The sequence below is a fragment of the Actinorectispora metalli genome, from assembly GCF_056323685.1.
The window spans coordinates 4,046,931-4,068,212 of the sequence record NZ_JBREYE010000001.1 but is presented as its reverse complement, the minus strand read 5'-3'; the positions used below and the strand labels follow the sequence as shown (position 1 = coordinate 4,068,212).

22 protein-coding genes are annotated in these 21,282 nt (G+C 70.0%); 9 read left to right on the top strand and 13 right to left on the bottom strand.

Going from position 1 to position 21,282, the window contains the following annotated elements; translation table 11 throughout:
* Positions 1–142 precede the first annotated feature (142 nt).
* From ACU6XJ_RS19135 to rimO, 3 genes are read right to left on the bottom strand one after another with little or no spacing between them, the layout of a single operon-like run.
* Positions 143–658 (bottom strand): CinA family protein, encoded by a 516-nt coding sequence (locus ACU6XJ_RS19135; RefSeq protein WP_476314095.1) that lies wholly within the window; start codon positions 656–658, stop codon positions 143–145.
* Between the two features lie 8 nt (positions 659–666).
* Complete coding sequence (gene pgsA / locus ACU6XJ_RS19130) at positions 667–1,242, bottom strand: CDP-diacylglycerol--glycerol-3-phosphate 3-phosphatidyltransferase (protein ID WP_476313269.1); 576 nt, start codon at positions 1,240–1,242, stop codon at positions 667–669.
* Positions 1,239–2,645 carry a 30S ribosomal protein S12 methylthiotransferase RimO gene (gene rimO / locus ACU6XJ_RS19125; protein WP_476314093.1) on the bottom strand — a complete coding sequence of 469 codons (1,407 nt, stop codon included), beginning with the start codon at positions 2,643–2,645 and terminating at the stop codon, positions 1,239–1,241. The genes pgsA and rimO overlap by 4 nt, the downstream gene beginning before the upstream one ends.
* Positions 2,646–2,770: 125 nt before the next feature.
* Here rimO and ACU6XJ_RS19120 point away from each other — a divergent pair, with 125 nt between their 5' ends.
* Both ACU6XJ_RS19120 and ACU6XJ_RS19115 read left to right on the top strand, forming a co-directional pair.
* The gene (locus ACU6XJ_RS19120) at positions 2,771–3,304 is read left to right on the top strand and encodes an amino-acid N-acetyltransferase (protein WP_476313266.1); all 534 of its coding nucleotides are present in this window, start codon (positions 2,771–2,773) and stop codon (positions 3,302–3,304) included.
* A 103-nt stretch (positions 3,305–3,407) separates the two neighbouring features.
* The gene (locus ACU6XJ_RS19115; RefSeq protein WP_476313264.1) at positions 3,408–3,854 is read left to right on the top strand and encodes a phospholipase; all 447 of its coding nucleotides are present in this window, start codon (positions 3,408–3,410) and stop codon (positions 3,852–3,854) included.
* Here the strand turns inward: ACU6XJ_RS19115 and idi are convergent.
* Together idi and ACU6XJ_RS19105 are read right to left on the bottom strand one after the other, a co-directional pair.
* A complete protein-coding gene (gene idi, locus ACU6XJ_RS19110; RefSeq protein ID WP_476313261.1) occupies positions 3,851–4,390 on the bottom strand; it encodes an isopentenyl-diphosphate Delta-isomerase in 540 nt (179 codons plus the stop codon). The two genes, ACU6XJ_RS19115 and idi, sit on opposite strands and share 4 nt — an antisense overlap.
* A 59-nt stretch (positions 4,391–4,449) precedes the next feature.
* Complete coding sequence (locus ACU6XJ_RS19105) at positions 4,450–5,322, bottom strand: alpha/beta fold hydrolase (RefSeq protein WP_476313259.1); 873 nt, start codon at positions 5,320–5,322, stop codon at positions 4,450–4,452.
* A 149-nt stretch (positions 5,323–5,471) separates the two neighbouring features.
* Between ACU6XJ_RS19105 and ACU6XJ_RS19100 the strand changes: the two genes are divergently transcribed.
* Genes ACU6XJ_RS19100 through ACU6XJ_RS19090 form a run of 3 tightly spaced genes read left to right on the top strand, consistent with a single transcriptional unit; the run spans position 5,472 to position 8,120 of the window.
* On the top strand, positions 5,472–7,541 hold the full coding sequence (locus ACU6XJ_RS19100; protein WP_476313257.1) for a HelD family protein: 2,070 nt from the start codon (positions 5,472–5,474) through the stop codon (positions 7,539–7,541).
* A 16-nt stretch (positions 7,542–7,557) separates the two neighbouring features.
* Positions 7,558–7,809, top strand: coding sequence for a hypothetical protein (locus ACU6XJ_RS19095; protein ID WP_476313254.1), 252 nt, complete (start codon positions 7,558–7,560; stop codon positions 7,807–7,809).
* On the top strand, positions 7,806–8,120 hold the full coding sequence (locus ACU6XJ_RS19090; protein WP_476313252.1) for a hypothetical protein: 315 nt from the start codon (positions 7,806–7,808) through the stop codon (positions 8,118–8,120). The genes ACU6XJ_RS19095 and ACU6XJ_RS19090 overlap by 4 nt, the downstream gene beginning before the upstream one ends.
* 325 nt (positions 8,121–8,445) lie before the next feature.
* On the opposite strand, the gene ACU6XJ_RS19085 is transcribed toward ACU6XJ_RS19090, so the two are convergent.
* Together ACU6XJ_RS19085 and ACU6XJ_RS19080 are read right to left on the bottom strand one after the other, a co-directional pair.
* Positions 8,446–9,864 (bottom strand): S8 family peptidase, encoded by a 1,419-nt coding sequence (locus tag ACU6XJ_RS19085; protein WP_476313249.1) that lies wholly within the window; start codon positions 9,862–9,864, stop codon positions 8,446–8,448.
* 313 nt (positions 9,865–10,177) lie between these two features.
* Positions 10,178–12,631, bottom strand: a complete 2,454-nt coding sequence (locus tag ACU6XJ_RS19080) for an FtsK/SpoIIIE family DNA translocase (RefSeq protein ID WP_476313246.1) — start codon at positions 12,629–12,631, stop codon at positions 10,178–10,180.
* A 231-nt stretch (positions 12,632–12,862) separates the two neighbouring features.
* Here ACU6XJ_RS19080 and ACU6XJ_RS19075 point away from each other — a divergent pair, with 231 nt between their 5' ends.
* Entirely contained in the window at positions 12,863–13,675 is an 813-nt protein-coding gene (locus ACU6XJ_RS19075; RefSeq protein ID WP_476313244.1) for a lysophospholipid acyltransferase family protein, read from the top strand.
* Positions 13,676–13,746: 71 nt separating this feature from the next.
* Here ACU6XJ_RS19075 and ACU6XJ_RS19070 read toward each other — a convergent pair whose 3' ends face one another.
* The 6 genes from ACU6XJ_RS19070 to thyX all read right to left on the bottom strand — a co-directional run bounded on the left by ACU6XJ_RS19070 (position 13,747) and on the right by thyX (position 18,887).
* Positions 13,747–15,441 (bottom strand): ribonuclease J, encoded by a 1,695-nt coding sequence (locus tag ACU6XJ_RS19070; RefSeq protein ID WP_476313242.1) that lies wholly within the window; start codon positions 15,439–15,441, stop codon positions 13,747–13,749.
* A complete protein-coding gene (gene dapA / locus ACU6XJ_RS19065; RefSeq protein ID WP_476313239.1) occupies positions 15,438–16,454 on the bottom strand; it encodes a 4-hydroxy-tetrahydrodipicolinate synthase in 1,017 nt (338 codons plus the stop codon). The genes ACU6XJ_RS19070 and dapA overlap by 4 nt, the downstream gene beginning before the upstream one ends.
* 79 nt (positions 16,455–16,533) lie before the next feature.
* Entirely contained in the window at positions 16,534–17,160 is a 627-nt protein-coding gene (locus tag ACU6XJ_RS19060; RefSeq protein ID WP_476313236.1) for a TIGR03085 family metal-binding protein, read from the bottom strand.
* 9 nt (positions 17,161–17,169) lie between these two features.
* The gene (locus tag ACU6XJ_RS19055; RefSeq protein ID WP_476313233.1) at positions 17,170–17,397 is read right to left on the bottom strand and encodes a hypothetical protein; all 228 of its coding nucleotides are present in this window, start codon (positions 17,395–17,397) and stop codon (positions 17,170–17,172) included.
* A 267-nt stretch (positions 17,398–17,664) separates the two neighbouring features.
* On the bottom strand, positions 17,665–18,063 hold the full coding sequence (locus ACU6XJ_RS19050) for an ACT domain-containing protein (protein WP_476313230.1): 399 nt from the start codon (positions 18,061–18,063) through the stop codon (positions 17,665–17,667).
* 71 nt (positions 18,064–18,134) lie between these two features.
* Positions 18,135–18,887 carry an FAD-dependent thymidylate synthase gene (thyX, locus tag ACU6XJ_RS19045; RefSeq protein ID WP_476313227.1) on the bottom strand — a complete coding sequence of 251 codons (753 nt, stop codon included), beginning with the start codon at positions 18,885–18,887 and terminating at the stop codon, positions 18,135–18,137.
* A 178-nt stretch (positions 18,888–19,065) separates the two neighbouring features.
* Between thyX and ACU6XJ_RS19040 the strand changes: the two genes are divergently transcribed.
* From ACU6XJ_RS19040 to ACU6XJ_RS19030, 3 genes are all read left to right on the top strand, one after another.
* Positions 19,066–19,545 (top strand): toxin-antitoxin system HicB family antitoxin, encoded by a 480-nt coding sequence (locus ACU6XJ_RS19040; RefSeq protein ID WP_476313224.1) that lies wholly within the window; start codon positions 19,066–19,068, stop codon positions 19,543–19,545.
* A 20-nt stretch (positions 19,546–19,565) separates the two neighbouring features.
* Positions 19,566–20,495, top strand: coding sequence for a DUF4097 family beta strand repeat-containing protein (locus ACU6XJ_RS19035; protein ID WP_476313222.1), 930 nt, complete (start codon positions 19,566–19,568; stop codon positions 20,493–20,495).
* A gap of 156 nt (positions 20,496–20,651) precedes the next feature.
* Entirely contained in the window at positions 20,652–21,170 is a 519-nt protein-coding gene (locus ACU6XJ_RS19030; RefSeq protein ID WP_476313219.1) for an SRPBCC family protein, read from the top strand.
* Positions 21,171–21,282 lie beyond the last annotated feature (112 nt).

The window sequence follows — 21,282 nt, the reverse complement described above, 5'->3', positions numbered from 1 at the left end:
CGCATGCCCCTTCGGGCTATAACCTGTCTCACACTTCGGGAGCCGAAGATCCCGCAGCCGATCCATTCAACACCGCCGCGCGCGGGTTTCTTCCCGATTGACCTGGGCAAAACGTGACGATCTTCCGGGTTGTGCGGTTTGCTCACGCAGAACCTGTGGTGCCCAGAAGATCGAGAGCGGCCCGGACCGCGGCGGAGCGCACCGCGTCCCGCCCACCGGGCAGGGCCAGCGACCGCACCACCGGCTCGCGCATCACCGCGTGCGGACCCGCGATGGCGATGTGCACCGTGCCGGGCAGCTTGCCGTCCTGCGGGTCGGGGCCCGCGACCCCGGTCAGGCCCAGCCCCCAGGTCGCACCGCACGTCGCCCGTGCCCCGACGGCCAGTTGCGCGGCCACCTCCGGATGCACGGCTCCGTGTTCGGCCAGCAACGCCGCGTCGACACCCGCCAGTTCGGACTTCAGCGGTGTGGCGTAGACGACAAGTCCGCCGCGCAGCACGGCGCTGGCACCGGAGATGCAGGTCAGTGCGGCCGCGACCAGCCCACCGGTCAGTGACTCGGCGGTGGCCACGGTCTGCTTGCGCTCGGCGAGGCCGCGCACCAGCCGCGTCACGGCGGGCGCGTCGAGACCGAGGCAGTCCAGCAGGTCCCTGCTCATGTCGTCGCTCATTCGGACAGCCTCGCGGTGGATCGCAGCCGGATGGCCTGGAACACGTAGTCGATGCCGGTGCCCACGGTCAGCGCCACCGCGATCCCCATCACGATCCACCGCAGCGGGTCGAGCCAGGACGGCAGCGGCAGCAGGTAGAGCACGATCGCGACGATCTGGGCCAGCGTTTTGGCCTTGCCGCCGCGGCTGGCCGGGATGACGCCGTGGCGTAGCACCACGAAGCGCATGGCGGTGATCCCCAACTCGCGGGCCATGATCACGACTGTGACCCACCAGGGCAACTCACCGAGCACGGACAGCCCCACCAGCGCGGAGCCGATCAGCGCCTTGTCCGCGATCGGGTCGGCGATCTTGCCGAAGTCGGTGACCAGGTTGTGCCGCCGGGCCAAGTCGCCGTCGACGTGGTCGGTGATGGAGGCGATGACAAAGATCGCGCAGGCGGCCAGCCGCCAGCGGAGGTCGTCCTCGGTCAGCAGCGCCACCAGGAACACCGGGACCAGCGCCAGCCGGGACATCGTCAGGATGTTCGCGACGTTGAGCAGCGGCACGGGTCTGCCCTGCTCGGAGGTCACCGCGCGCCTCCGGCGGGCCGCAGCACCTCCAGCGGCGTGACGATCAGGTCCACTCCCTCGGAGCCGATCACCTTGGCGCGCACCAGGGTGCCGACCTCGATGCCGTCGGCGTCCTCCAGCACGCACTCTCCGTCGACCTCGGGTGCCTGGTGGGCGGCGCGGCCGACGCAGTCGTCGTCCTCGCTCGCAGCCTGCTCGACCAGCACCACGACCTCGTCGCCGACGCGGTCCTCGGCGCGCTGCGCGGAGATCTCCTCGGCCAGCGCGGAGATCTGCGACACCCGCTCGGTGATGGTGTCCTCGTCGACCTTGCCGTCCAGGTCGACGGCGGCGGTGCCGTCCTCGTCGGAGTAGCCGAACACGCCGACCGCGTCGAGCCGGGCGCCGGTGAGGAAGCGCCGCAGTTCGGCGAGGTCCTCCTCGGTCTCGCCGGGGAAGCCCACGATGAAGTTGCTGCGGATGCCCGCGGCGGGCGCGAGTTCGCGGATCTGCTCGGTCAGCGCGAGGAACGAATCCGTGGAGCCGAACCGCTTCATCCTGCGCAGCACGCGTTCGCTGGAGTGCTGGAAGGACATGTCGAAGTAGTCGGCGACGCCCGGGGTGCGGGCGATGGCGTTGATCAGGCCGGGACGGGTCTCGGCGGGCTGGAGGTAGGACACCCGCACCCGCTCGATGCCGGGCACCGCGGCGAGTCGCGGCAGCAGCTTCTCCAGCGCGCCGACGTCGCCGAGGTCCTTGCCGTAGGAGGTGGAGTTCTCGCTGACCAGGTAGAGCTCCTTGGCGCCGTTCTCGGCCAGCCAGGCGGCCTCGCCGAGCACGTCGGCGGCCTGCCGGGAGTTGAACGCGCCGCGGAAGGACGGGATGGCGCAGAAGGAACAGCGCCGGTCGCAGCCGGAGGCGATCTTCAGCGAGGCGACCGGGGAGCCGTCCAGGCGGCGGCGCAGCACGCGCGGACCCCAGCCGCCGTGGCCGGGCACGGTCACCTCGGCGGCCGCGGCGGGGCGCGCCACCGGCGTGATCGGCAGCAGCGTGCGCCGGTCGACGGGGGTGTGCGAGTCGATGCGCTTGCCCGCCACGATGTCGTCCAGGCGGTCCGACAGCTCCGGGTAGTGGTCGAAGCCGAGCACCGCGGCGGCCTCGGGCAGCGCGTCGGCGAGCTCCTTGCCGTAGCGCTCGGCCATGCAGCCGACGGCGACCACCTTGGCGCCGGTGTCGGTCGCGGCGAGCAGCGTGTCGACGGAGTCCTTCTTGGCGGAGGCGATGAAGCCGCAGGTGTTCACGAGTACGACGTCGGGGGTGTCACCGGTGGAGTCGGGCTCGATGAGCTGCCAGCCCCCCTCGGTGAGACGGCCTGCCAGCTCCTCGGAGTCCACCTCGTTGCGGGCACAGCCCAACGTGAGCATGGCCACGCGGCGTTCGGAACTGGGAGTAGACACGGCAACCAGCGTAACCGGCCGGTCTGGGACTATGGACAGTCCCCGTGCATACCACGACGACTGCACGAGTAAGGCGAGGCTAAGTTAAGACCGTGGAAACAGACATCGCCGTGCGACGGGCCAGGACGAGCGACGTCCGCTCGATCAAGAAGCTGGTCGACCACTACGCGGGCAAGGTGCTGCTGGCCAAGGAACTCGTCACGCTGTACGAGGACGTGCAGGAGTTCTGGGTGGCCGAGGAGGCCGGGCGGGTCGTGGGCTGCGGCGCGCTGCACGTGCTCTGGGAGGACTTGGCCGAGATCCGCACGATCGCGGTGGATGACAGCTTCCGCGGCCGCGGCATCGGCGCGCTGATCGTGCGGCGGCTCACCGCGACCGCCCGCGAACTGGGGTTGGCCAGGGTGTTCGTGCTCACCTTCGAGACCGACTTCTTCGCCTCCCAGGGGTTCGTGGCCATCGAGGGCACCCCGGTGAGTCCGGAGGTCTACGACGAGATGCGGCGCTCCGCCGACGAGGGTGTCGCGGAGTTCCTCGACCTGCCCTATGTCAAACCGAACACCTTCGGCAACACGCGGATGCTTTTGGAACTGGCGAATGTCGATCCAGAATCCGGAATCACTCGATAACCGCTGAAAATTCATCGGCACGTCAACGGAAAGCCTTGCCGCGGGCTTTCGGCAGGCCCGAAACTCCTCCTGCGCATTTCGCGTATTCACTGGGAGGAATCCAATGGCCACCACCGTGCGACGCCGCGCTGGCCGCGGCACGCTGGCCGCGTTCGCCACCACCGCCGCGCTGCTGCTCGGAGCCGGGCAGGCGCATGCCGCGCTCAGCCCCGAGCAGCTTCGCTCGACCACCGATACCTATCTGTACAGCAAGTCGCTCTCGCAGTTCGTCACCATTCGCGACGGCCGCCCGTACGCCGACCAGTTGGACTGGTCCTCGGACGGCTGCTCGAAGTCCCCGGACAATCCGTTCGGCTACAAGTTCCTGCCCGCCTGCCACCGCCACGATTTCGGCTATCGCAACTACAAGAAGCAGTCCCGGTTCACCGAGACGAACCGGAAGCGGATCGACGACAACTTCCGATCCGACATGTACGGCGTGTGCGGCACCGACGCCAACTGCCGCAAGACCGCGGATGTCTACTACTGGGCGGTGCGCAACTTCGGTTAGTCGCCGGAAAGCTCGTGCCGCAGGGCCTGCAAGGCGGGTTCGGCCGCGTCGTAGACGGAGGCGAACCAGGCGCTGAAAGGTTCCTCGGCACGGGCTTTGTCCAAGTCGGACAGGGCAATGCCGCGGACCTCGGAGACCTCGTCCGGGTCGGGGTCGGGCTGGTCGCGGTACACGCCGACGAAGAGGTGGTTCCACTCGTGTTCGTGCAGGCCGCTGACGGTGTCGGTGACCCGGTACAGCACGGTTCCCGCAGGCCGCAGCGTGATGTCGTGCAGCCCGAGTTCCTCGGCCACCCGGCGGCGGGCGGCGACGGCGGGGTCCTCCCCCGGCAGCGGATGGCCGCAGCAGGTGTTGCTGAGCAATCCGCCGGAGTGGTATTTCACCGCGGCCCTGCGCTGCAACAGCAGCTTGCCCGCGGTGTCGAGCAGGAACACCGAAAAGGCTCGGTGGAGTTGGCCCGGTCGTTGATGGGCGGCGAGTTTGTCGCAAACTCCAATGGGCGCACCGACTTCATCCACGAGTTCCACCTGCGTCATGTCCTCAACCTCTCATGACCGCGCCCGCGGAATACAGCAGAACCACGCGAAAAGCTGATTCAACACAATTCGGCGAGCGCGGTGGTGTAGGTTTCGGCGTCTTCCAGCTGCGGGTAGTGCCCGAGCTCGGGCAGGTGCCGCACCTGGGCGTGCGGCCGCAGCTCGACCAGCCCGCCGAGGACGTCGGTGGTGGCCACCGGGTCCAGCAGGCCCCACAGGAACCCGACCGGCTTGGGCCAGTCCCGCACCGCGCCGTGCCAGCGCTGAGCGTAAGTGGTCCGCTCCCCGATGTAGTGGATCAGCTTGTGCTGCAACCGGTGCCCGTTCTTGGTCGCGACCAGCGCCCACTGGGCCCGCCCCTCGTCGCGGGGCATCGGGTGGGTGGCGGAGAACACCTGGCCGAGCTGCCGAGTGAAGATCGGCCGGTTGTTCAGCGTGGACAGCACCGGCCCCAGATGCGAGCGCAGCAGTCGCTGCACCGGCCGCAGGCTGGCCCGCTCCACGATCACGCTGCCGTTGGACAGCACGACCCTCTCCAGCCGGAACGCCAGCTGTCCCGCGAGGTCGCGGGCCATCAGCTCGGTGGCCACCGAGGTGCCCATGTCGTGGGCGACCAGGATCACCCGGTCGAGACCGTGGGAGAGCACCACGCGCTCCACGATGTCGGCCTGCTCGTGCAGCGTGTAGTCGTGCCGCTCCGGCTTGTCGGACAGCCCGAAGCCCAAAAAGTCCAGGGCGAGCGTCGACCGGCCCGGCAGCCGCTCGATCACCAGGCGCCAGTCGTAAGAGCTGGTAGGGAACCCGTGCAGGAACAACAACGCAGGTCCGCTGCCCGGAGTCGCACGCGTGAAGATCTGACCGTACTGGGTGGTGACGAAACGCCCGCCCTCCCGCCAGTCGCTGACAGCCGCGGGCAAGTTGTCCAGCCTCACGCGCCACAACGTAATACCGGGTCCCGACGTGCCGCCAATCGGAGCACGACCGCGTCGGGATGCGGACGTTTGCCAAGGTGGTATCACGTCGCGCGCGAAAGCCACGTATCGTCGCTCTTCCGCCCTCTCGACCAGGTACAGGAGTCCACGTGAACGACAGTGGCGTCCGCGCGGCCGAAATCGCCGTCGAACAGGCGCACGTGGACCAGGTATACGCCCGGTTGGCTGAACTGCGGACCGAGGCGAGGGATATGCGGGACCGTGGCTTCGAGCGGGCGCACGGCGCCGAGCGGGAGGCCACCTTCGAGCAGGCGACCATGCTGCTGGAGCGGGACGTGATGGTCGCCCACGCCAACCGGCTGCTGCAGGCGCTGGAGACCGAGCACGCCGGGCTGGTGTTCGGCAGGCTGGACCCCGCGGACGGCTCCACCCTGCACATCGGCCGGATGGGCGTCCGCGATGTCGAGTTCGCCAACCTGGTCACCGACTGGCGCGCCCCGGCCGCCGCGCCGTTCTACCAGGCCACCGCCGCCGAGCCGATGGGCATGTTGCGCCGCAGGGTGATCCGCTGCCTGTCCGAGCAGGTGGTGGACATCGACGACGACCTGCTGGACACCGAGGCGGAGCTGCCCGCGCACGTCCGCATCGTGGGCGAGGGCGCCCTGATGGCGGCGCTCGGGCGGGCCCGCGGCGAGACCATGCACGACATCGTCGCGACGATCCAGAAGGAGCAGGACGACGCGATCCGGGCGCCTTCGGGCGGCGTCACCGAGATCACCGGCGGGCCGGGCACCGGCAAGACGGCGGTGGCCCTGCACCGCGTGGCGTACCTGCTCTACCGCGAGCGGCACCGGTTGGGCCGCTACGGAGTGCTGGTGGTCGGTCCCTCGCCGGTGTTCACCAACTACATCTCCCGGGTGCTTCCCTCGATGGGCGAGCACGACGCCGAGTTGCGCTCGCTGGGCGACCTGGTGTCCGGCTTCACCGCCCAGTACACCGACCCTGCGCCGGTGGCGGCGATCAAGGGCTCGCTGCGGATGCGGCAGGTGCTGCGCAGGCTGATGCGGCAGCGGCCGCCCGGCGCGCCGGAGGAGATGCGCATCCTCTACGGCGGCGAGGTGCTCAAACTCGACGCGGCCGAGCTCGCGGCGGTGCGCCGCGCCGTGCACCGCAAGGGCCGCCCGCCCAACCGCTCCCGGCTGCGGGCGGCGGACGCGTTGCTGGAGGCGTTGTGGCGCAAGGCCGAGTCCTACGCCGACGGGCGTTTCCGGCCGGTGCGCGACGAGCTGGTCACGGAGCTTGGCGAGCGGATGGAGTTCCACCGCTTCCTGGTGCGCTGGTGGCCGCCGCTGCGGGCGGCGGAGGTGCTGGGCTGGCTGCGGGACAAGGAGCGGTTGGAGGAGGCGGCCCGGCACGCCCTGTCCGCCGCCGAGATCGACCTGCTCGCCTCCGCGTGGCGGGAGGACCGGATCTCCATGGCGGACATCGCCTTGCTGGATGAGCTGCGTGAGCTGCTCGGTCCGCCGCCGGTGCCGAAGTCGCTGCGCCGCGACCCGTCCTGGCGGTCCGAGCGGCTGCCGGAGTACTCGCACATCGTGGTGGACGAGTCGCAAGACCTCTCCCCCATGCAGTGGCGCATGGTCGGGCGGCGCGGGCGGTATGCGAGCTGGACGATCGTCGGCGATCCCGTGCAGACCTCGTGGGCGGACCCGAGGGAGGCGGCGCAGGCCCGCCGGGAGGCGCTGAGCACCCGCAACCACCGGCACTTCCTGCTGCGCACCAACTACCGCAACTCCGCGGAGATCTTCGCGCTGGCCGCCACGGTGGTGGCGGAGCTGACGCGCCCCGAGCAGCTGCCGATCGCCGTGCGCAGCACCGGCATCGAGCCCGTGGTGTCCACCGTGAATCCCGCAGAGGTGCCGTCGACGGTCCGGCTGGCGGTCGGCGAGGCACTGTCCGATGTGGACGGTACGGTGGGCGTGATCAGCGTGATGGAACGCACCGACGAGGTGCGCCGCTGGCTGGCCGCCATCACCGACGAGCGGCTCAAGGTGGTGGGCAGCCTGGAGGCCAAGGGCCTGGAGTACGACGCCACCATCGTCGTGGAGCCCGCCCAGTTCCTCACCGAGTCGGCCACCGGCCGCCGCGCGCTGTACGTGGCGATGACGCGCGCCACGCAGCGGATGACGATCGTCGACAGCGAAGGCGGCTGGCGGTAGCCGTACCCTCGATCGGGTGGGAACCATGCTGACGGCCGAGCAGCGGGAGACCGCGGCCCGGCTCGCGGAGATCGTCCCGCTCGGTGAGCTGGACCGGGCGCGGGAGCAGCTCACGGAGCAGGCGCTGCGGCTGGCGGGCGCGTGGACGGGCTCGGCCTCGGTGCACAGCGCTCGGGCGTTGAACCAGGTGCGCTACGCCCAGGGCTGCGTCGAGTACGCGGTGGCCCGGCTGGCGCGGGCCCAGCAGCTGCTGAAGGAGCACAGGTGACCTCGGTCGGCGAGGTCGCGGCCTCGGTGCGGCTGGCGCTGGACGGGCTGCCCGCGCTGGAGCGGTTTCCCGACGACCTGGTCGACCTGATCGGCAGGCCGCTCAACGAACTGGTGCTGGACACCGACGACTACGAACTGCTGGACGCCTTGGGCCTGGTGCTGGCCGCCGCCCACGACCTCCAGGAAGCGGTCGCCGCGCTCGGCTCCGCACGGGCGGAAGCCGTGCTGTGGCTGGAGATCGCCCTACACCGATCCGTTGACGACCTCGCCTCGTATCGACCGGTGAACGACTTCCACAGCGATCGATAAGCAGGCTCCGCATCGGTCGATACCAGGCTCCGCATCGATCGATGAGCGGCCTTCCACCGTAGCCCGATCACAAACAGGTCGACCACTGACGGCCCTCGCTTCTCGGCGTGTCATCCACAGGCCCCCCCGCTATCCACAGATGCACTTCACCGCCTTCGCGATCGGCGAGCGGGTCGATAGGCTGACCGAGGGGTCGTCCCCCCGGGCGGGCGGGGGCTAGCTTGGTGGCCGTGGCAAAAGAAGGCCGGGCCGGAAGCGGTTCCGGCCCGGCCATTTTCGTGGCGGGTTTTAGCTCAGGGCACCCACGGTTGTTGGGGGCGGGTATCTAGTTCAGGGCGCCCACGGTTTTCGCGGCGTCGGCAAGGCCCGCGCCGCAGCCGCCGGTGCAGGTGCCGGGCAGGGGGCGGGCGCCTGCCTTGATCGCGGACTCCACCTCGGCGGGCGTGAGGCCGCTCTTCTTGGCCAGCATCAGCGCGACCAGGCCCGCGACGTGCGGGGCGGCCATGCTGGTGCCCATCTTCGGCGCGTAGTTCTCACTGCCCGCGGTGCTCGCGCCGTCGTTGAGGGTGGACCAGATGCCGTCCTCCGGCGTGGTCACGGTGCCCGGCGCGTCGGTCTCGCGGCGGACCTCGCCACCGGGGGCGGCGACGTCGATGAGCTTGCCGAAGTTGGAGTAGAAGGCGCGGTCGCCGTTGCGGTCGCTGGATGCGACGGAGACGACGTTGTTGCAGTTGGCCGGGCGGAAACCGGAGACGTCCTTGTTGGAGTTGCCCGCCGCGACGACCACGGTGGTGCCGCGCTTGACGGCGCCGGTGATGGCCGCCTGGTAGGTGCCGCCGCAGGTGCCCGAACCGCCCAGGCTCATGTTGATGACCTTGGCCGGGGTGTTGTTGGCCGGGATGCCGCGCACCTTGCCGCCGGAGGCCCAGGTAATGGCGTCGGCGATGTCGGACAGCGAGCCGCCGCACTTGCCCAGCACGCGCACCGGCTGGATCTTGGCGCGGTAGGCCACGCCTGCCACGCCCTTGTCGTTGTTGGCCGAGGCGGCGATGGTGCCCGCCACGTGGGTGCCGTGCCAGGTCGACTTGTGCGCCTTGGAGTCGGCGCCGCACTCGCCGTCGGTGTCGTTCCAGTCGCCGTTGTCGGCGGCATCGGCGTCCCGGCCGTTGCCGTCCCGGGCGTTGGCGGCGTCGGAGATGAAGTCGTAACCGGCGATGATGTTGCCCGCCAGGTCGGAGTGCTTGACGTAGCCGGTGTCCAGCACCGCCACGGTCACGCCGCTGCCGGTCGAGGCGTCCCACGCGCCGGGCACGTTCATGCCCGCCTTGGCCTCGAAGAAGTCCCACTGCTTGGTGTACTCGGGGTCGTTGACCTCGGCCTGCGCGGTCATCAGCGCGTCCGGCTCGACCACGGCCACGTCCGGGTCGGCCTGGTACCGGCGCAGCACGCTGTCCAGCGCCTTACCGCGCACGCTCCCGCCCAGATCGACCAGCACACCGCCGGTGCCCAGCCTGCGCTGCACCTTCAGGCCGTGGCCCTTGGTGCGGGCGTCGATGGCGGCCGCGTCGTCGGAGGCCTCCTCGGCGGCACCGGACTTGTACGTGACGATCAGCTTGGACACCGCCGGTCCGGCGGCTTCGGGCTGGGCGGCGGGGGCGGCGAGCGCACCGGTGGCAAAGAACCCACTGGCCACCGTCGTGGCGCCGACCGCGATGGCGGTGAGCGCTCTCCTGTTGAGTCGCACCTGGCTGTTCCTTTCGCAGGGGTGACCGCGTGCGGGCAACAGGGAGTGACCCAACAACGCGATAGGCGGAACTTAACTAGGTGAAGGCAGATCAGAAAAGAACATGACGCGACGTGAGCCACAAAGCGAGATACAACCGTGACCTGCACAAATAAACAGAATAAGAACTGTGGGAATCAGTTCTGGGTGATCACGTTTTGTCAGCAGAGCTCGCCGCGGACGCCCCGAATGGGGGTCAGACCTGGGAAAGGCGACGCGGTGGGGCGATCACTTTCGGCCGCGACAAAGCGGCGGACCGGGAAGAAGCGGCCGATCAGTCTTCGTCGGTGGAGACGGGGCCGCCGCCGCGCATGAGGTAGAGGACCGAGTCGAGTTCGTCGGGCTTGATCAGGACCTCGCGGGCCTTGGAGCCTTCGGAGGGGCCGACCACGCCGCGGGACTCGAGGAGGTCCATCAGGCGGCCTGCTTTGGCGAAGCCGACGCGGAGTTTGCGTTGGAGCATCGAGGTGGAGCCGAACTGGCTGGTGACGATCAGTTCGGTGGCCTGCACCAGGAGGTCGAGGTCGTCGCCGATGTCGGCGTCGATCTCCTTCTTCTCGGCGGGTTGGGCGGCTGTGACGCCGTCGGTGTAGTCCGGTTGTGCCTGGTCCTTGGTGAAGGTGACGATCGCGTTGATCTCGTCGTCGCCGACGTAGGCGCCTTGGACGCGGACCGGGCGGGAGGCGCCCATCGGCAGGTACAGGCCGTCGCCCATGCCGATCAGCTTCTCGGCGCCGGGCTGGTCGAGGATGACGCGGCTGTCCGTGAGGGAGGAGGTGGCGAAAGCCAGGCGGGACGGGACGTTGGTCTTGATCAGGCCGGTGACCACGTCCACGGAGGGGCGCTGGGTGGCCAGAACCAGGTGGATGCCTGCGGCGCGGGCCTTCTGGGTGATGCGGACGATGGCGTCCTCGACGTCGCGGGGGGCGGTCATCATCAGGTCCGCCAACTCGTCCACGATCGCCAGGATGTAGGGGTAGGGGCGGTAGTCGCGTTCGGAGCCTGGCGGGGCACTGATCTCGCCGGACTTGACCTTGCGGTTGAAGTCGTCGATGTGGCGGACCCGGTTGACCTGCATGTCCTGGTAGCGCTGCTCCATCTCCTCCACCAGCCAGGCCAGCGCGGCGGCGGCCTTCTTGGGCTGGGTGATGATGGGCGTGATGAGGTGCGGAATGCCCTCGTACGGCGTCAACTCGACCATCTTCGGGTCGATCAGGATCATCCTGACCTCGTCGGGGGTGGCCCTGGCCAGCAGGGACACCAGCATGGAGTTGACGAAGCTGGACTTTCCGGAGCCGGTGGAGCCCGCGCACAGCAGGTGCGGCATCTTGGCCAGGTTCGCGGTGATCATGTGGCCTTCGATGTCCTTGCCGAGGCCGATCACCAGCGGGTGGGTGCTCTTCATCGCCTCGTTGGAGCGCAGCACGTCACCGAGGCGCACCATCTCGCGGTCGGTGTTGGGCACCTCGATGCCGACCGCCGACTTGCCGGGGATGGGGGCGAGCAGCCGCACGTTGTCGGTGGCCACCGCGTAGGCGATGTTCTTGGTCAGCGCGGTGATCTTCTCGACCTTCACGCCGGGGCCGAGTTCGACCTCGTAGCGGGTGACGGTGGGGCCTCGGGTGAAGCCGGTGACCTGCGCGTCGATGGAGAACTGGTCCAGCACCCCGGTGATGGCCTCGATCATCGCGTCGTTGGCCTTGCTGCGGGCCTTCGGGATGTCGCCTTCCTGCAGAAGGCCGGGCGGCGGAAGTTGGTAGTCGCCGTCGACCTTGCGCGGCTGCGGCGGGGCCGCGGGCTTCTCCGCGGCGGGCGGGGTGGCCTTGACCTGGCTGGGTCGGGTCGGGGCCGGGGTGGGGCCCAGCGGCAGTTCGGGTTGCGGGGGCTCCTCTTCGTCGGACATGGCCGCCTGGCGGCGCCGGGACGGCCTGCGCAGACGCACCTCGGCGCCTGGGGCCTCCAGCGCCTTGGTGGGCTCGTCGTCCTCGGCGAAGTGGTCGTCCTCGGAAGGCGCGGACACGAAGAGGTCGCGCAGCCTCGCGGGCACCTCGCGGACCGGGACGCCGATCAGCACCAAGAAGCCGTAGACGGCGATCAACGCGAGCACCGCACCGCCCACGCCCTGGGTGAGGCCGTGCGCGAGCGGGCTGCCGACCACGAAGCCCAGCGCGCCCGCCGGGCCCATCGGCTTGGTCACATCGATGGGGCCGCCCGGCGGGGGGCCGAACGCGACGTGGATGAAGCCGAGCACGCCGAGGGTGAGCAGCAGGGCGCCGAGGACGATGCGGGGCCGGTTCTCGGGCTGGGCCTCGGTGCGCATCAGGATCAACGCGATCAGGGCCAGCACCACCGGAAGCGCCAGCGCGGCCGTGCCGATCGCGCTGCGCAGCAGGCTTTGCACCACGTCGCCGACCGGGCCGCCCGCGCCCCACCAGACCCCTGCCGCGGCGACCACGGCGACAGCGATCAGCAGCAGCGCCATGCCGTCGCGGCGGTGGGCGGGGTCGATCTCCTTGGTGCGGCCCACCGCGCGGGCCATGCCGCCCATGCCGCGGGCGAAGAAGTGCCAGATGGCCGCGGGCGGGCTGGGCTTGCGGCTCTTGGCGGTGCGGCGCGGGGCCGGTTTGCGGGTGGCGGGCTTCTTGCGGGGCGCGGCCTTGGCGGCGGGTTTGGGCGTGCCGCGTCCGCGGGTGGCCCCCCGCTTGGAGGCAGTCGTCCGGCTCGCCATGACCCACACGGTAGCCCGGCACACCCCTTCCGCCACAACCGTCACTCAAGGAACAGGTGACACATCGGTGACATGATCTAGCCGGGCAGGCTCACCATAGTGCCGCCCGACATGACATGCTGCGTTCTCATGGTCGCCTTGCATTCCGTGCCAGACGAGCCGACACGCCGTACGCTGCTTCGTCGGCGCAACCGGCCGCACCTTCTGCACCGCTCGCCTGGCGGTCGTCGGATGCGCCCGCTGCGGCGTCGGCCCACCACCTACCAGCGTCATCAGACCCCGCTGCTCTGGCGGATGCTGATGGTCGTCGACCTGGTCATCGTCCGGATGACCGGCAAGCTCGTGGTGACCGGCAGCGTGCCCGCGGAGCTTCGCCGCACGCCGCTGCTGTTGGCCGCAAACCACATCGGCAACTTCGACGTCATCGTGTTGATCGCCGCCTGCCACAAGGCGGGCATCGCGCCCCGCTTCATGGCCACCGGCGGACTGTTCGACTCCAAGATCAGCGGGCCGATCATGCGCCGCTGCGGCCACCTGCGGGTGGACCGCGGCAAGGGCAACGTCACCGAGGCCATGGGGCGCGCCGTGGACGCCCTGGGCTCCGGCGCTCCCGTGCTGGTCTACCCCGAGGGCCGGATCAGCCGCGACCCCGGCCTGTGGCCGGAGCGCGGCAAGACAGGCGTGGCCCGGATGGCGCTGGCGGGCGGCGTCCCGGTGGTGCCGGTCAGCCAGTGGGGCGCGCACGAGGCGATGTACTGGGGTTCGCTCACCGTCGGGAGCTGGGACGATGTGAAGATCCTCATCACCTCGTGGCTGAGCGCCATTCGCAACCGCCCGACGTTCCGCGTCCACTTCGGCGATGTGGTGGATCTCTCCGACCTGTCGGCGGGCAAGCCCGGCGACGCGGTTCGGGCTCGGGATCGCATCATGCGGGCGCTGGCCGTGAACCTGCTGCCGCTGCGGGCGCAGGAGCCGGACAAGCCGCTGTTCCAGGACCCCACCCGTCCGCTGGAGACGCTCAGCCCCTGGAAGCCGGAGCTGTAAGCCCAGGTCAAAGACAGTGAGGGGCAACCGAAGTTGCCCCTCACAGCTTTATAAGCCTGCCTGTCGGGTGACTAGACCGGGATGACGGTGGGCACGATCATCGGGCGGCGGCGGTAGGTGTCGGCGACCCAGCGGCCCACCACGCGGCGCACGGACTGGGCGATGCGGTGGGTGTCGGTGATGCCCTCCACCTCGGTGCGGGACAGCTCGGCCTCCACCAGGTGCACGACCTCGTCCAGCGCTTTCGGGTCGTCGGAGAAGCCGCGCCCGGAGATCGTCGGCGGTGCGACCGCGCGGCCGGTGGTGGAGTCCACGGCGACGGTGATCGCGATGAAACCACCCTCGCCGAGCACCAAGCGGTCGGACAGGGTCGATTCGCCGACATCGCCGACGGACAAGCCGTCCACGTAGACGTGGCCCACCTCGACACGGCCGCTGATCCGGGCCTTGCCGTCCACGAGGTCGACCACCACGCCGTCCTCGGCGAGCACGACGTGGTCGGGGTGCACGCCGGTGAGCGTGGCGAGTTCGGCGTTGGCCCGCAGGTGACGCCATTCGCCGTGCACCGGCATGACGTTGCTCGGGCGGATCGAGTTGTACAGGAACAGCAGTTCGCCCGCTGAGGCGTGGCCGGAGACGTGCACCTTGGCGTTGGCCTGGTGCACGACGTGCGCGCCGAGCCGGGACAGGCCGTTGACCACGCCGAACACCGCGGTCTCGTTGCCCGGAATGAGCGAGGACGCGAGTACGACGGTGTCGCCCGCGCGGATGGTGATCTGCTTGTGGTCGCCGCGCGCCATTCGGGACAGCGCCGACAGCGGCTCGCCCTGCGAACCGGTCGAGACGAAGATCGTCTTGTCGTCGGGCAGCATGAGCGCCTCGTCGAGGTCGATCATCAGCCCGTCCGGCACCTTCAGCAGGCCGAGGTCGACGGCGATGCCCATGTTGCGCAGCATCGACCGGCCGACCAGCACCACCTTGCGGCCGTGTGCGGCTGCCACGTCGAACACCTGCTGCACGCGGTGCACGTGGCTGGCGAAACAGGCGACGATGACGCGCTGGGTGGCGCGGGAGATCACGTTGTCCAGCACCGGCCCGATCTCGCGCTCGGGGGTGACGAAGCCGGGAACCTCGGCGTTGGTGGAGTCGATCAGCAGCAGGTCCACGCCCTGGTCACCGAGGCGGGAGAAGCCCGCGAGGTCGGTGAGCCTGCCGTCCAGCGGCAACTGGTCGAGCTTGATGTCGCCGGTGTGCAGCACCAACCCGGCGGGCGTGCGGATGGCGACCGCCAGCGCGTCGGGGATGGAGTGGTTGACCGCGAAGTACTCCAGTTCGAACGCGCCGTGCTTGGTGGCCTGGCCTTCGGTGACCTCGACCAGCGTCGGGTTCTGCCGGTGCTCCCGGCATTTCGCCGCGACCAGCGCAAGGGTGAACCGGGAGCCCACCACGGGCAGGTCGGGGCGCAGCCGCAGCAGGAACGGCAGCGCGCCGATGTGGTCCTCGTGGCCGTGGGTTAGGACGACCGCCTCGATCTCGTCCAGCCGGTTCTCGATGGCGCGGAAGTCCGGCAAGATCAGGTCGACGCCGGGCGCGTCGTCCTCGGGGAACAGCACCCCGCAGTCCACGACCAGCAGCCTGCCGTCGTACTCGAACACCGTCATGTTGCGGCCGACCTCGCCGATGCCGCCCAGGGCCACCACCCGCAGGCCGCCCTCTGGCAGCGGCGCGGGGGGCCGGAGAGGGACCGGACCGTCAGTGGCGCTCACCGGTCACGCACCCGGGCGGTCGTGGTCGGCACGTAGGCGGCGGCCAGGTCGGTGGCCGCGACATGCGCGGCGGCGAGGTCCTTGGCCGCGGATTTGGCGGGCTCCTCTTCAAGCTCCACGCCTGCCTCGGTGAGGTCGGCGGCGATGCCGTGCCGCTGCTCGGGGGTGGCGGGCGGCAGCGGCAGCCGGGGTTCGCCGACGCGGATGCCGCGCAGTTCGACGGCCGCCTTGGAGAAGATCACGCCGCCCGCGCGGGCCATCGCGCGGTAGACGTTGAGCAGCCGGAAGTTGATGTCGCGGGCGGTGGTCACGTCGCCGCCCTCGTAGGCGTCGACCATCTGCCGGATCTGGTCGGCCACCACGTGCCCGATCACGCTGACGCAGCCGACGCCGCCAACCGAGAGCCAGGGCAGGGTCAGCGGGTCGTCGCCGGAGTAGTAGGCCAAGCCGGACTCGGCCATCACCTCGGCACCGGCGCGCAGGTCGCCCTTGGCGTCCTTGACGGCCAGGATGCGCGGGTGCTCGGCGAGCCTGCACAGCGTCTCGACCTCGATGGGCACCACCGATCTCGGTGGGATGTCGTAGAGCATCACCGGCAGATCGGTGGCATCGGCGACCGTGGTGAAGTGCGCGATCAGACCGGCCTGCGGGGGACGCGAGTAGTACGGGGTGACCACGAGCAGACCATGCGCGCCCGCGGCCGCGGCCTGCTCGGCCAGGTGCACGCTGTGCGCGGTGTCGTAGGTGCCCGCACCGGTGATGACGGTGGCGCGATCCCCCACCGCCTGCACCACGGCGCGCACCAGGTCTGCCTTCTCGGCGTCGCTGGTGGTGGGGCTCTCCCCGGTGGTGCCGTTGAGGACCAGACCGTCGTTGCCAAGCTCCACCAGGTGGACAGCCAGTTTCTGCGCCGCGTCCAGGTCGACGGCTCCGTCGCGGTTGAACGGCGTGATCATGGCGGTCAGAATGCGGCCGAATGGTCGGCCGGGAGCTGCGGTGGGGCATCCGGTCATGGTGGAGACGCTACCGCGAGTGGGCCGATCCCTCCGCGCATGCCCACCCCACGTCGCCGGACGGCTTCCGTCCGCTGCGTCACAGTCCCCGATCAAGGCCCTGAACTGCGAGGACGGCTTGTTGTTCGCCGTCGAATGACACCGTGGCGGCCTCCCGGCCGAAGGCGTAGAGGAGCAGTTCACCGGCTTGTCCGCTGATGAACACGGTGTCGGGACCGCGTTTGGCCGTAAGTTCTTTGCCTCCTGGCGTGCGCAGCACCACTCCGAACGGGCTTTTTCGGTAGAACAGCGGCGCCATCCGATTGAGCACCGACCACAGGGCGGCGTCCCGGTACGGCTCCGGCGGGCGGGGCTGCCAGCCCTCGCGGCCGCGGCGGACGTCCTCGTGGTGCACGAAGAACTCGGCGGTGTTGACGAGGTCGTCGACGCGTCCGATGCGGGTCGGGTGCCACACCGGCGGTCCGGTGCGGACCAGGTCGATCAGCTCGGGCCACGGTTTGGCCGCATAGCCGCGCTGGACGCGCTCGGTGTAGGCGGCCAGCGGCTTGATGAGGATGCCGGGTGCGCTGTCGGGCCTGCGCTCGCGGACCACGAGGTGCGCGGCGAGGTCGCGGGTGAGCCAGCCGCCGCACAGCGTCGGCGCGTCCGGGCCCACCTCGGCGAAGAGGTCACACAGTTCCTGGCGTTCCCGCTGGGCTATGCGCATACCGGCACCCTAGCCGGGGTTCGCGGTGATCACCTCCGACCAGCTCACGGCGAGGGTGACGTCACCTCCGGCGTTGTGGAACACGATCCCGCCCTTGGTGGTGGTCGGCGGCACGGTGGTCGTGGTCGCGGGTGCGGCGGTGACCTTGTCGGCCGGACCGGCGGCGGGGGCGCCGCCGAGACCGAGCGAGATGATCAGACCGCCCACAGCGATCGCCCTGCGCAGAACGTCGTGCATGACAAGCTCCTCAAACCCCGCGGGCGAGGCCTGCTGCCTCGCCGTTCACAGGTAGGAGCCACGGGGGTCCGGGCGCGCACAACTTTTGCCCAAGATTTTTGACGTGAGAATCGCCGCAGGTCGGAAGCCTGTCGCGCCCACGAATCCGACCGAGCGACAAACCGAGGGAGGAAGTCCGGTCGCCGCCCACAGGGCCGACCCTGCCGTGCGTGGTAACCGGATCGGAGTCCCGGTTACCACACACGGGTGTGGCGGGGCGGGCTGAAGTCAGCGGGCGGGGCTGGTGACGCGGTGACCGGTGGTGCTCAGTGCGGTGATGGCCTTCTCCAGGTCGCCGTCCCGCACCAGCAGGTAGTCGGTGTCGAAGGTGGAGACCGCGAAGATCGGCACGCCCGCCTGGGCGAGCGTGCCGGAGAGGTCGGCGAGGATGCCGGTGAGGCCGAAGTTGAGCGGACCGCGGACGCCGAGGATGCGCCAGCCGAGTTCGGCCCGGCCCTTCGGCGCGAGCTTCTCCGAGCACACGACGGACAACTCGCCGGTGGTCCTGGTCAGGGAGACGAACTCGCCGACCTGGAGCCGCTGGAACAACTCGGGTGGCAGGGTGGCATCGGCGGGCAGTCGGACGACGGCGTAGCGGCCGGGCAGGAGATCAAGCGTCAGCTTCACGGCGTCAACCGTAAACAAGCTTCATCTTTTGGCCACCAGCCATTGGTAGGCAGATGTTTGCGACCGGTTGGTCAGCCCTCATGGACCATTGGGCTGGACGCGACCTCCGTGCCGTCGGGCAGAGTGGAGATCTCGAAGTCCGCGAACACGTTCGCGGCGGCCTTCTGGAGCTGCCGCAGGCACTCCACGGCCAGGGCGCGGATCTCCACATCGGCGTGCTCGGAGGCGCGCATCGCGATGAAGTGCCGCCAAGCGCGGTAGTTGCCGGTCACCACGATGCGGGTCTCGGTCGCGTTGGGCAGCACGGCGCGGGCGGCCTGCCGGGCCTGCTTGCGCCGCAGCGTCGCGTTCGGGACGTCGGCGAACCGCTTCTCCAGACCTTCCAGCAGCTCGTTGTAGGCCTGCACGCTCGCCTCCGCGGCGGCCAGGAACTTCGCGTGCAGCTCCGGGTCGTCGGCGATCACCTCGGGCTCGACCATCGCGGCGTCACGCTCGGGCACATACCGCTGGGACAGCTGCGAGTAGGAGAAGTGGCGGTGCCGGATCAGCTCGTGGGTCAGCGAGCGGGAGATGCCGGTGAGGTAGAAGCTGACCACCCCGTGCTCCAGCACGGAGAGGTGGCCGACCTCCAGGATGTGGTGCAGGTAGCCGGCGTTGGTGGCGGTCTTGGGGTTGGGCTTCTTCCAGGACTGGTAGCAGGCCCGCCCGGCGAACTCGGCCAGCGCCTCGCCGCCGTCGGCGTCGGTCGTCCACGGCACGTCGGCCGGCGGGAAGAACTCGGTCTTGGCGATCAACTGCACCCGCGGCGCCACCGTCTCTGCCACTTCCCCGCCCCTTCTCCACGCTCTTGATCAGCCACTTTCCCGGTGGCTCCGGGCAGCGTAATACGGCGACCGCACACCCCGGTCGGGTGTACGGCGTGTCGCGGCCAGATGTGACGTTCACCCTCGCGACACCAGCTTGACGGTTGCATGACGTCAATTCTGATGTCATAGTGGCGTCATGGATCTGACGCCTTACATCGAGCGTCTCCGGCAGGACCTCGCGGCGGCGGCCGCGGCCGGGGACGAGCAGACGCAGCGCTCGGCGAGCGTGCTGTCGGTGGCGCTGGAGCCCGCCGCCAGGCTGGCGATCATGAACGCGCTGTCCGACCTGGCCGCGGAGGTGACCGCGTCGCTGCACGGGCAGGTCGTCGAGGTCCGGCTGGACGGCAGGGACGTGGCCGTCTCGGTGACCGCCGCGGGCGGCGACACCGGCACCGCGGAAGCACCGCCGCTCGGCGGTGACGTGAGCCGCGTGACGCTGCGGATCTTCGACGAACTCAAGGCCAAGGCGGAACAGGCCGCCGCGGCGCAGGGCGTCTCGCTGAACACCTGGCTCGGCCAGGCCGTTCAGGGCGCGCTGCACAACAAGGGCCCTCGGCAGTGGCCGCAGCCGGAACACGGCGGCGGCAACCGCATCAAGGGCTGGGTACAGGGCTGACGCACTGAGGGGTGGAGAGCATGGAAGAGAACAGCATCGAGGTGCAGCCGGTGACCCGGCAGCAGCCTTTCACGGTCGACGGACCGCTGGACGTGCACGTGCGGGTCGGCGCGGGCCTCACCGAGATCAACTTCGTGGATGAGCAGGTCGAGGGCGGCTTGGCCGCGCACGTCGCGGTCGCCGTGAAGGAACAGCAGGGCGACGCGCTGTCCGGCGGCATCTCCGGTCTGCTGGGCTGGGTCGGCGCCCAGGTCGGCAGCCAGTTCAAGGGCCAGAGCAGGGAAGAGCTTGCGGCGCAGGCGGTCGCGAACACCCGGATCGAGTTGGCGGGCAAGCGACTGGTCGTGACCAGCCCGCGCGAGTTTCTGCTGCGCACGGTGCCGCTGGTCATCACGGTGCTGGCGCCCGCCGGTTCCTCGCTGACCGTCGGCACGGACACCGCCGAGGTGTCGGTGCGCGGCGAGGCGGGTTCGGTGGACGTCGCGACCGGCACCGGTTCGGTGCAGGTGGACCGCGCGACGGGCAACACGTCGGTGCGTTCCGGCGCGGGCAACGTGAAGCTGGGTCCGGTGCGGTCCCCGCTGCGGATCAAGACCGGCACCGGCGATGTCGAGGCTTCCTCGATCGGCGAGGCCGCCTCGGTGATGACCGGCAGCGGCGACATCTGGCTCGGCGCCGTGCAGGCCGACCTGCGGGTGAAGTCCGGCGCGGGTGACGTGACGGTCGCCGACGCCGCCGCGGGCACCATCGACCTCCAGACCGGCACCGGCGATGTCCGGGTCGGCATCCGCCCCGGCGCGGGCGCCAACGTGGATGTCTCCTCCGGCATCGGCCACGCCCGCAGCGAACTCGACGTCTCCCAGCAGGCCCCCGAGGGCACCGCGCCGTCGGTCCGCCTGCGCGCCCACACGGCCACCGGATCCGCGGTGGTCACCACGGCCGCGGTCTGACGCCGCACGCGGCGAGTCCCGGGAGGAGCCGTTCGGCCTCCCGGGATCTCCGCTGCCTGATCACCCGCGCCTGCCCGCATTGCCGCCGCCGCTCCCTCGTCGGCCGGGTCACCCTGAGAGAATCGACCGCGTCCCCCTGAGAAAAGGAACGACGTGATGAGCGCCAACGAGCCCAGCGCCCACCTCGAACGGATCGAGGTCTCCCGACACATCTCCGCCCCCGTGGGCGCGGTCTTCGCGGTCCTGACCGATCCGAAGGGCCACGTGGACATCGACGCCTCGGGGATGCTCATGGACGCCGAAGGGGACCCGGTCAAGCGGGCTGGCGACCGGTTCGTGGTCCACATGGACCGGGAAGCCCTCGGGGACCTGCCCCTGGGCAAGTACGACGTCGAGGTTGTCATCACCAAGCTCGTCCCTGACGAGGAGATCGCCTGGACCGTCGAGGGCCGAATCCGGCCCTATGTCCGTCACATCTACGGCTACCGGCTGGAGCCTGCCCAGGACGGCACCCTCGTCACGTCCTACTACGACTGGTCGGAGATCGACCCGGAGTGGAAGCAACGCATCACCTTCCCGGTGGTCCCCGAATCCGCCCTCAAGGCCACCTTGGGGATTCTCGCCCGCACCGTCCGCCGGAGAGCAGCAGCCGAAGCGCAGCCTGCTCGTAGCTGACCAATGGCGGACTCCGGGGTTGAGTCGGTCAGGTGATGTGCGGGGCTTGGCTCCCGTGGTTCTGCGGCCCGCTGGAGTTCATCGCCGCACGGGCAGCCGATGCAAGCCATGG

What these genes read in the sequence shown, in the direction of transcription:
- dapA (WP_476313239.1), bottom strand. Translation starts at nt 16,454, where the DNA reads ATGACCGGATGCCCCACCGCAGCTCCCGGCCGACCATTCGGCCGCATT.
- ACU6XJ_RS19060 (WP_476313236.1), bottom strand. Translation starts at nt 17,160, where the DNA reads ATGCGCATAGCCCAGCGGGAACGCCAGGAACTGTGTGACCTCTTCGCC.
- ACU6XJ_RS19035 (WP_476313222.1), top strand. Translation starts at nt 19,566, where the DNA reads ATGGAAGAGAACAGCATCGAGGTGCAGCCGGTGACCCGGCAGCAGCCT.
- rimO (WP_476314093.1), bottom strand. Translation starts at nt 2,645, where the DNA reads ATGCTCACGTTGGGCTGTGCCCGCAACGAGGTGGACTCCGAGGAGCTG.
- ACU6XJ_RS19040 (WP_476313224.1), top strand. Translation starts at nt 19,066, where the DNA reads ATGGATCTGACGCCTTACATCGAGCGTCTCCGGCAGGACCTCGCGGCG.
- ACU6XJ_RS19115 (WP_476313264.1), top strand. Translation starts at nt 3,408, where the DNA reads ATGGCCACCACCGTGCGACGCCGCGCTGGCCGCGGCACGCTGGCCGCG.
- ACU6XJ_RS19030 (WP_476313219.1), top strand. Translation starts at nt 20,652, where the DNA reads ATGAGCGCCAACGAGCCCAGCGCCCACCTCGAACGGATCGAGGTCTCC.
- ACU6XJ_RS19135 (WP_476314095.1), bottom strand. Translation starts at nt 658, where the DNA reads ATGAGCAGGGACCTGCTGGACTGCCTCGGTCTCGACGCGCCCGCCGTG.
- ACU6XJ_RS19080 (WP_476313246.1), bottom strand. Translation starts at nt 12,631, where the DNA reads ATGGCGAGCCGGACGACTGCCTCCAAGCGGGGGGCCACCCGCGGACGC.
- ACU6XJ_RS19055 (WP_476313233.1), bottom strand. Translation starts at nt 17,397, where the DNA reads ATGCACGACGTTCTGCGCAGGGCGATCGCTGTGGGCGGTCTGATCATC.
- idi (WP_476313261.1), bottom strand. Translation starts at nt 4,390, where the DNA reads ATGACGCAGGTGGAACTCGTGGATGAAGTCGGTGCGCCCATTGGAGTT.
- ACU6XJ_RS19075 (WP_476313244.1), top strand. Translation starts at nt 12,863, where the DNA reads ATGCGCCCGCTGCGGCGTCGGCCCACCACCTACCAGCGTCATCAGACC.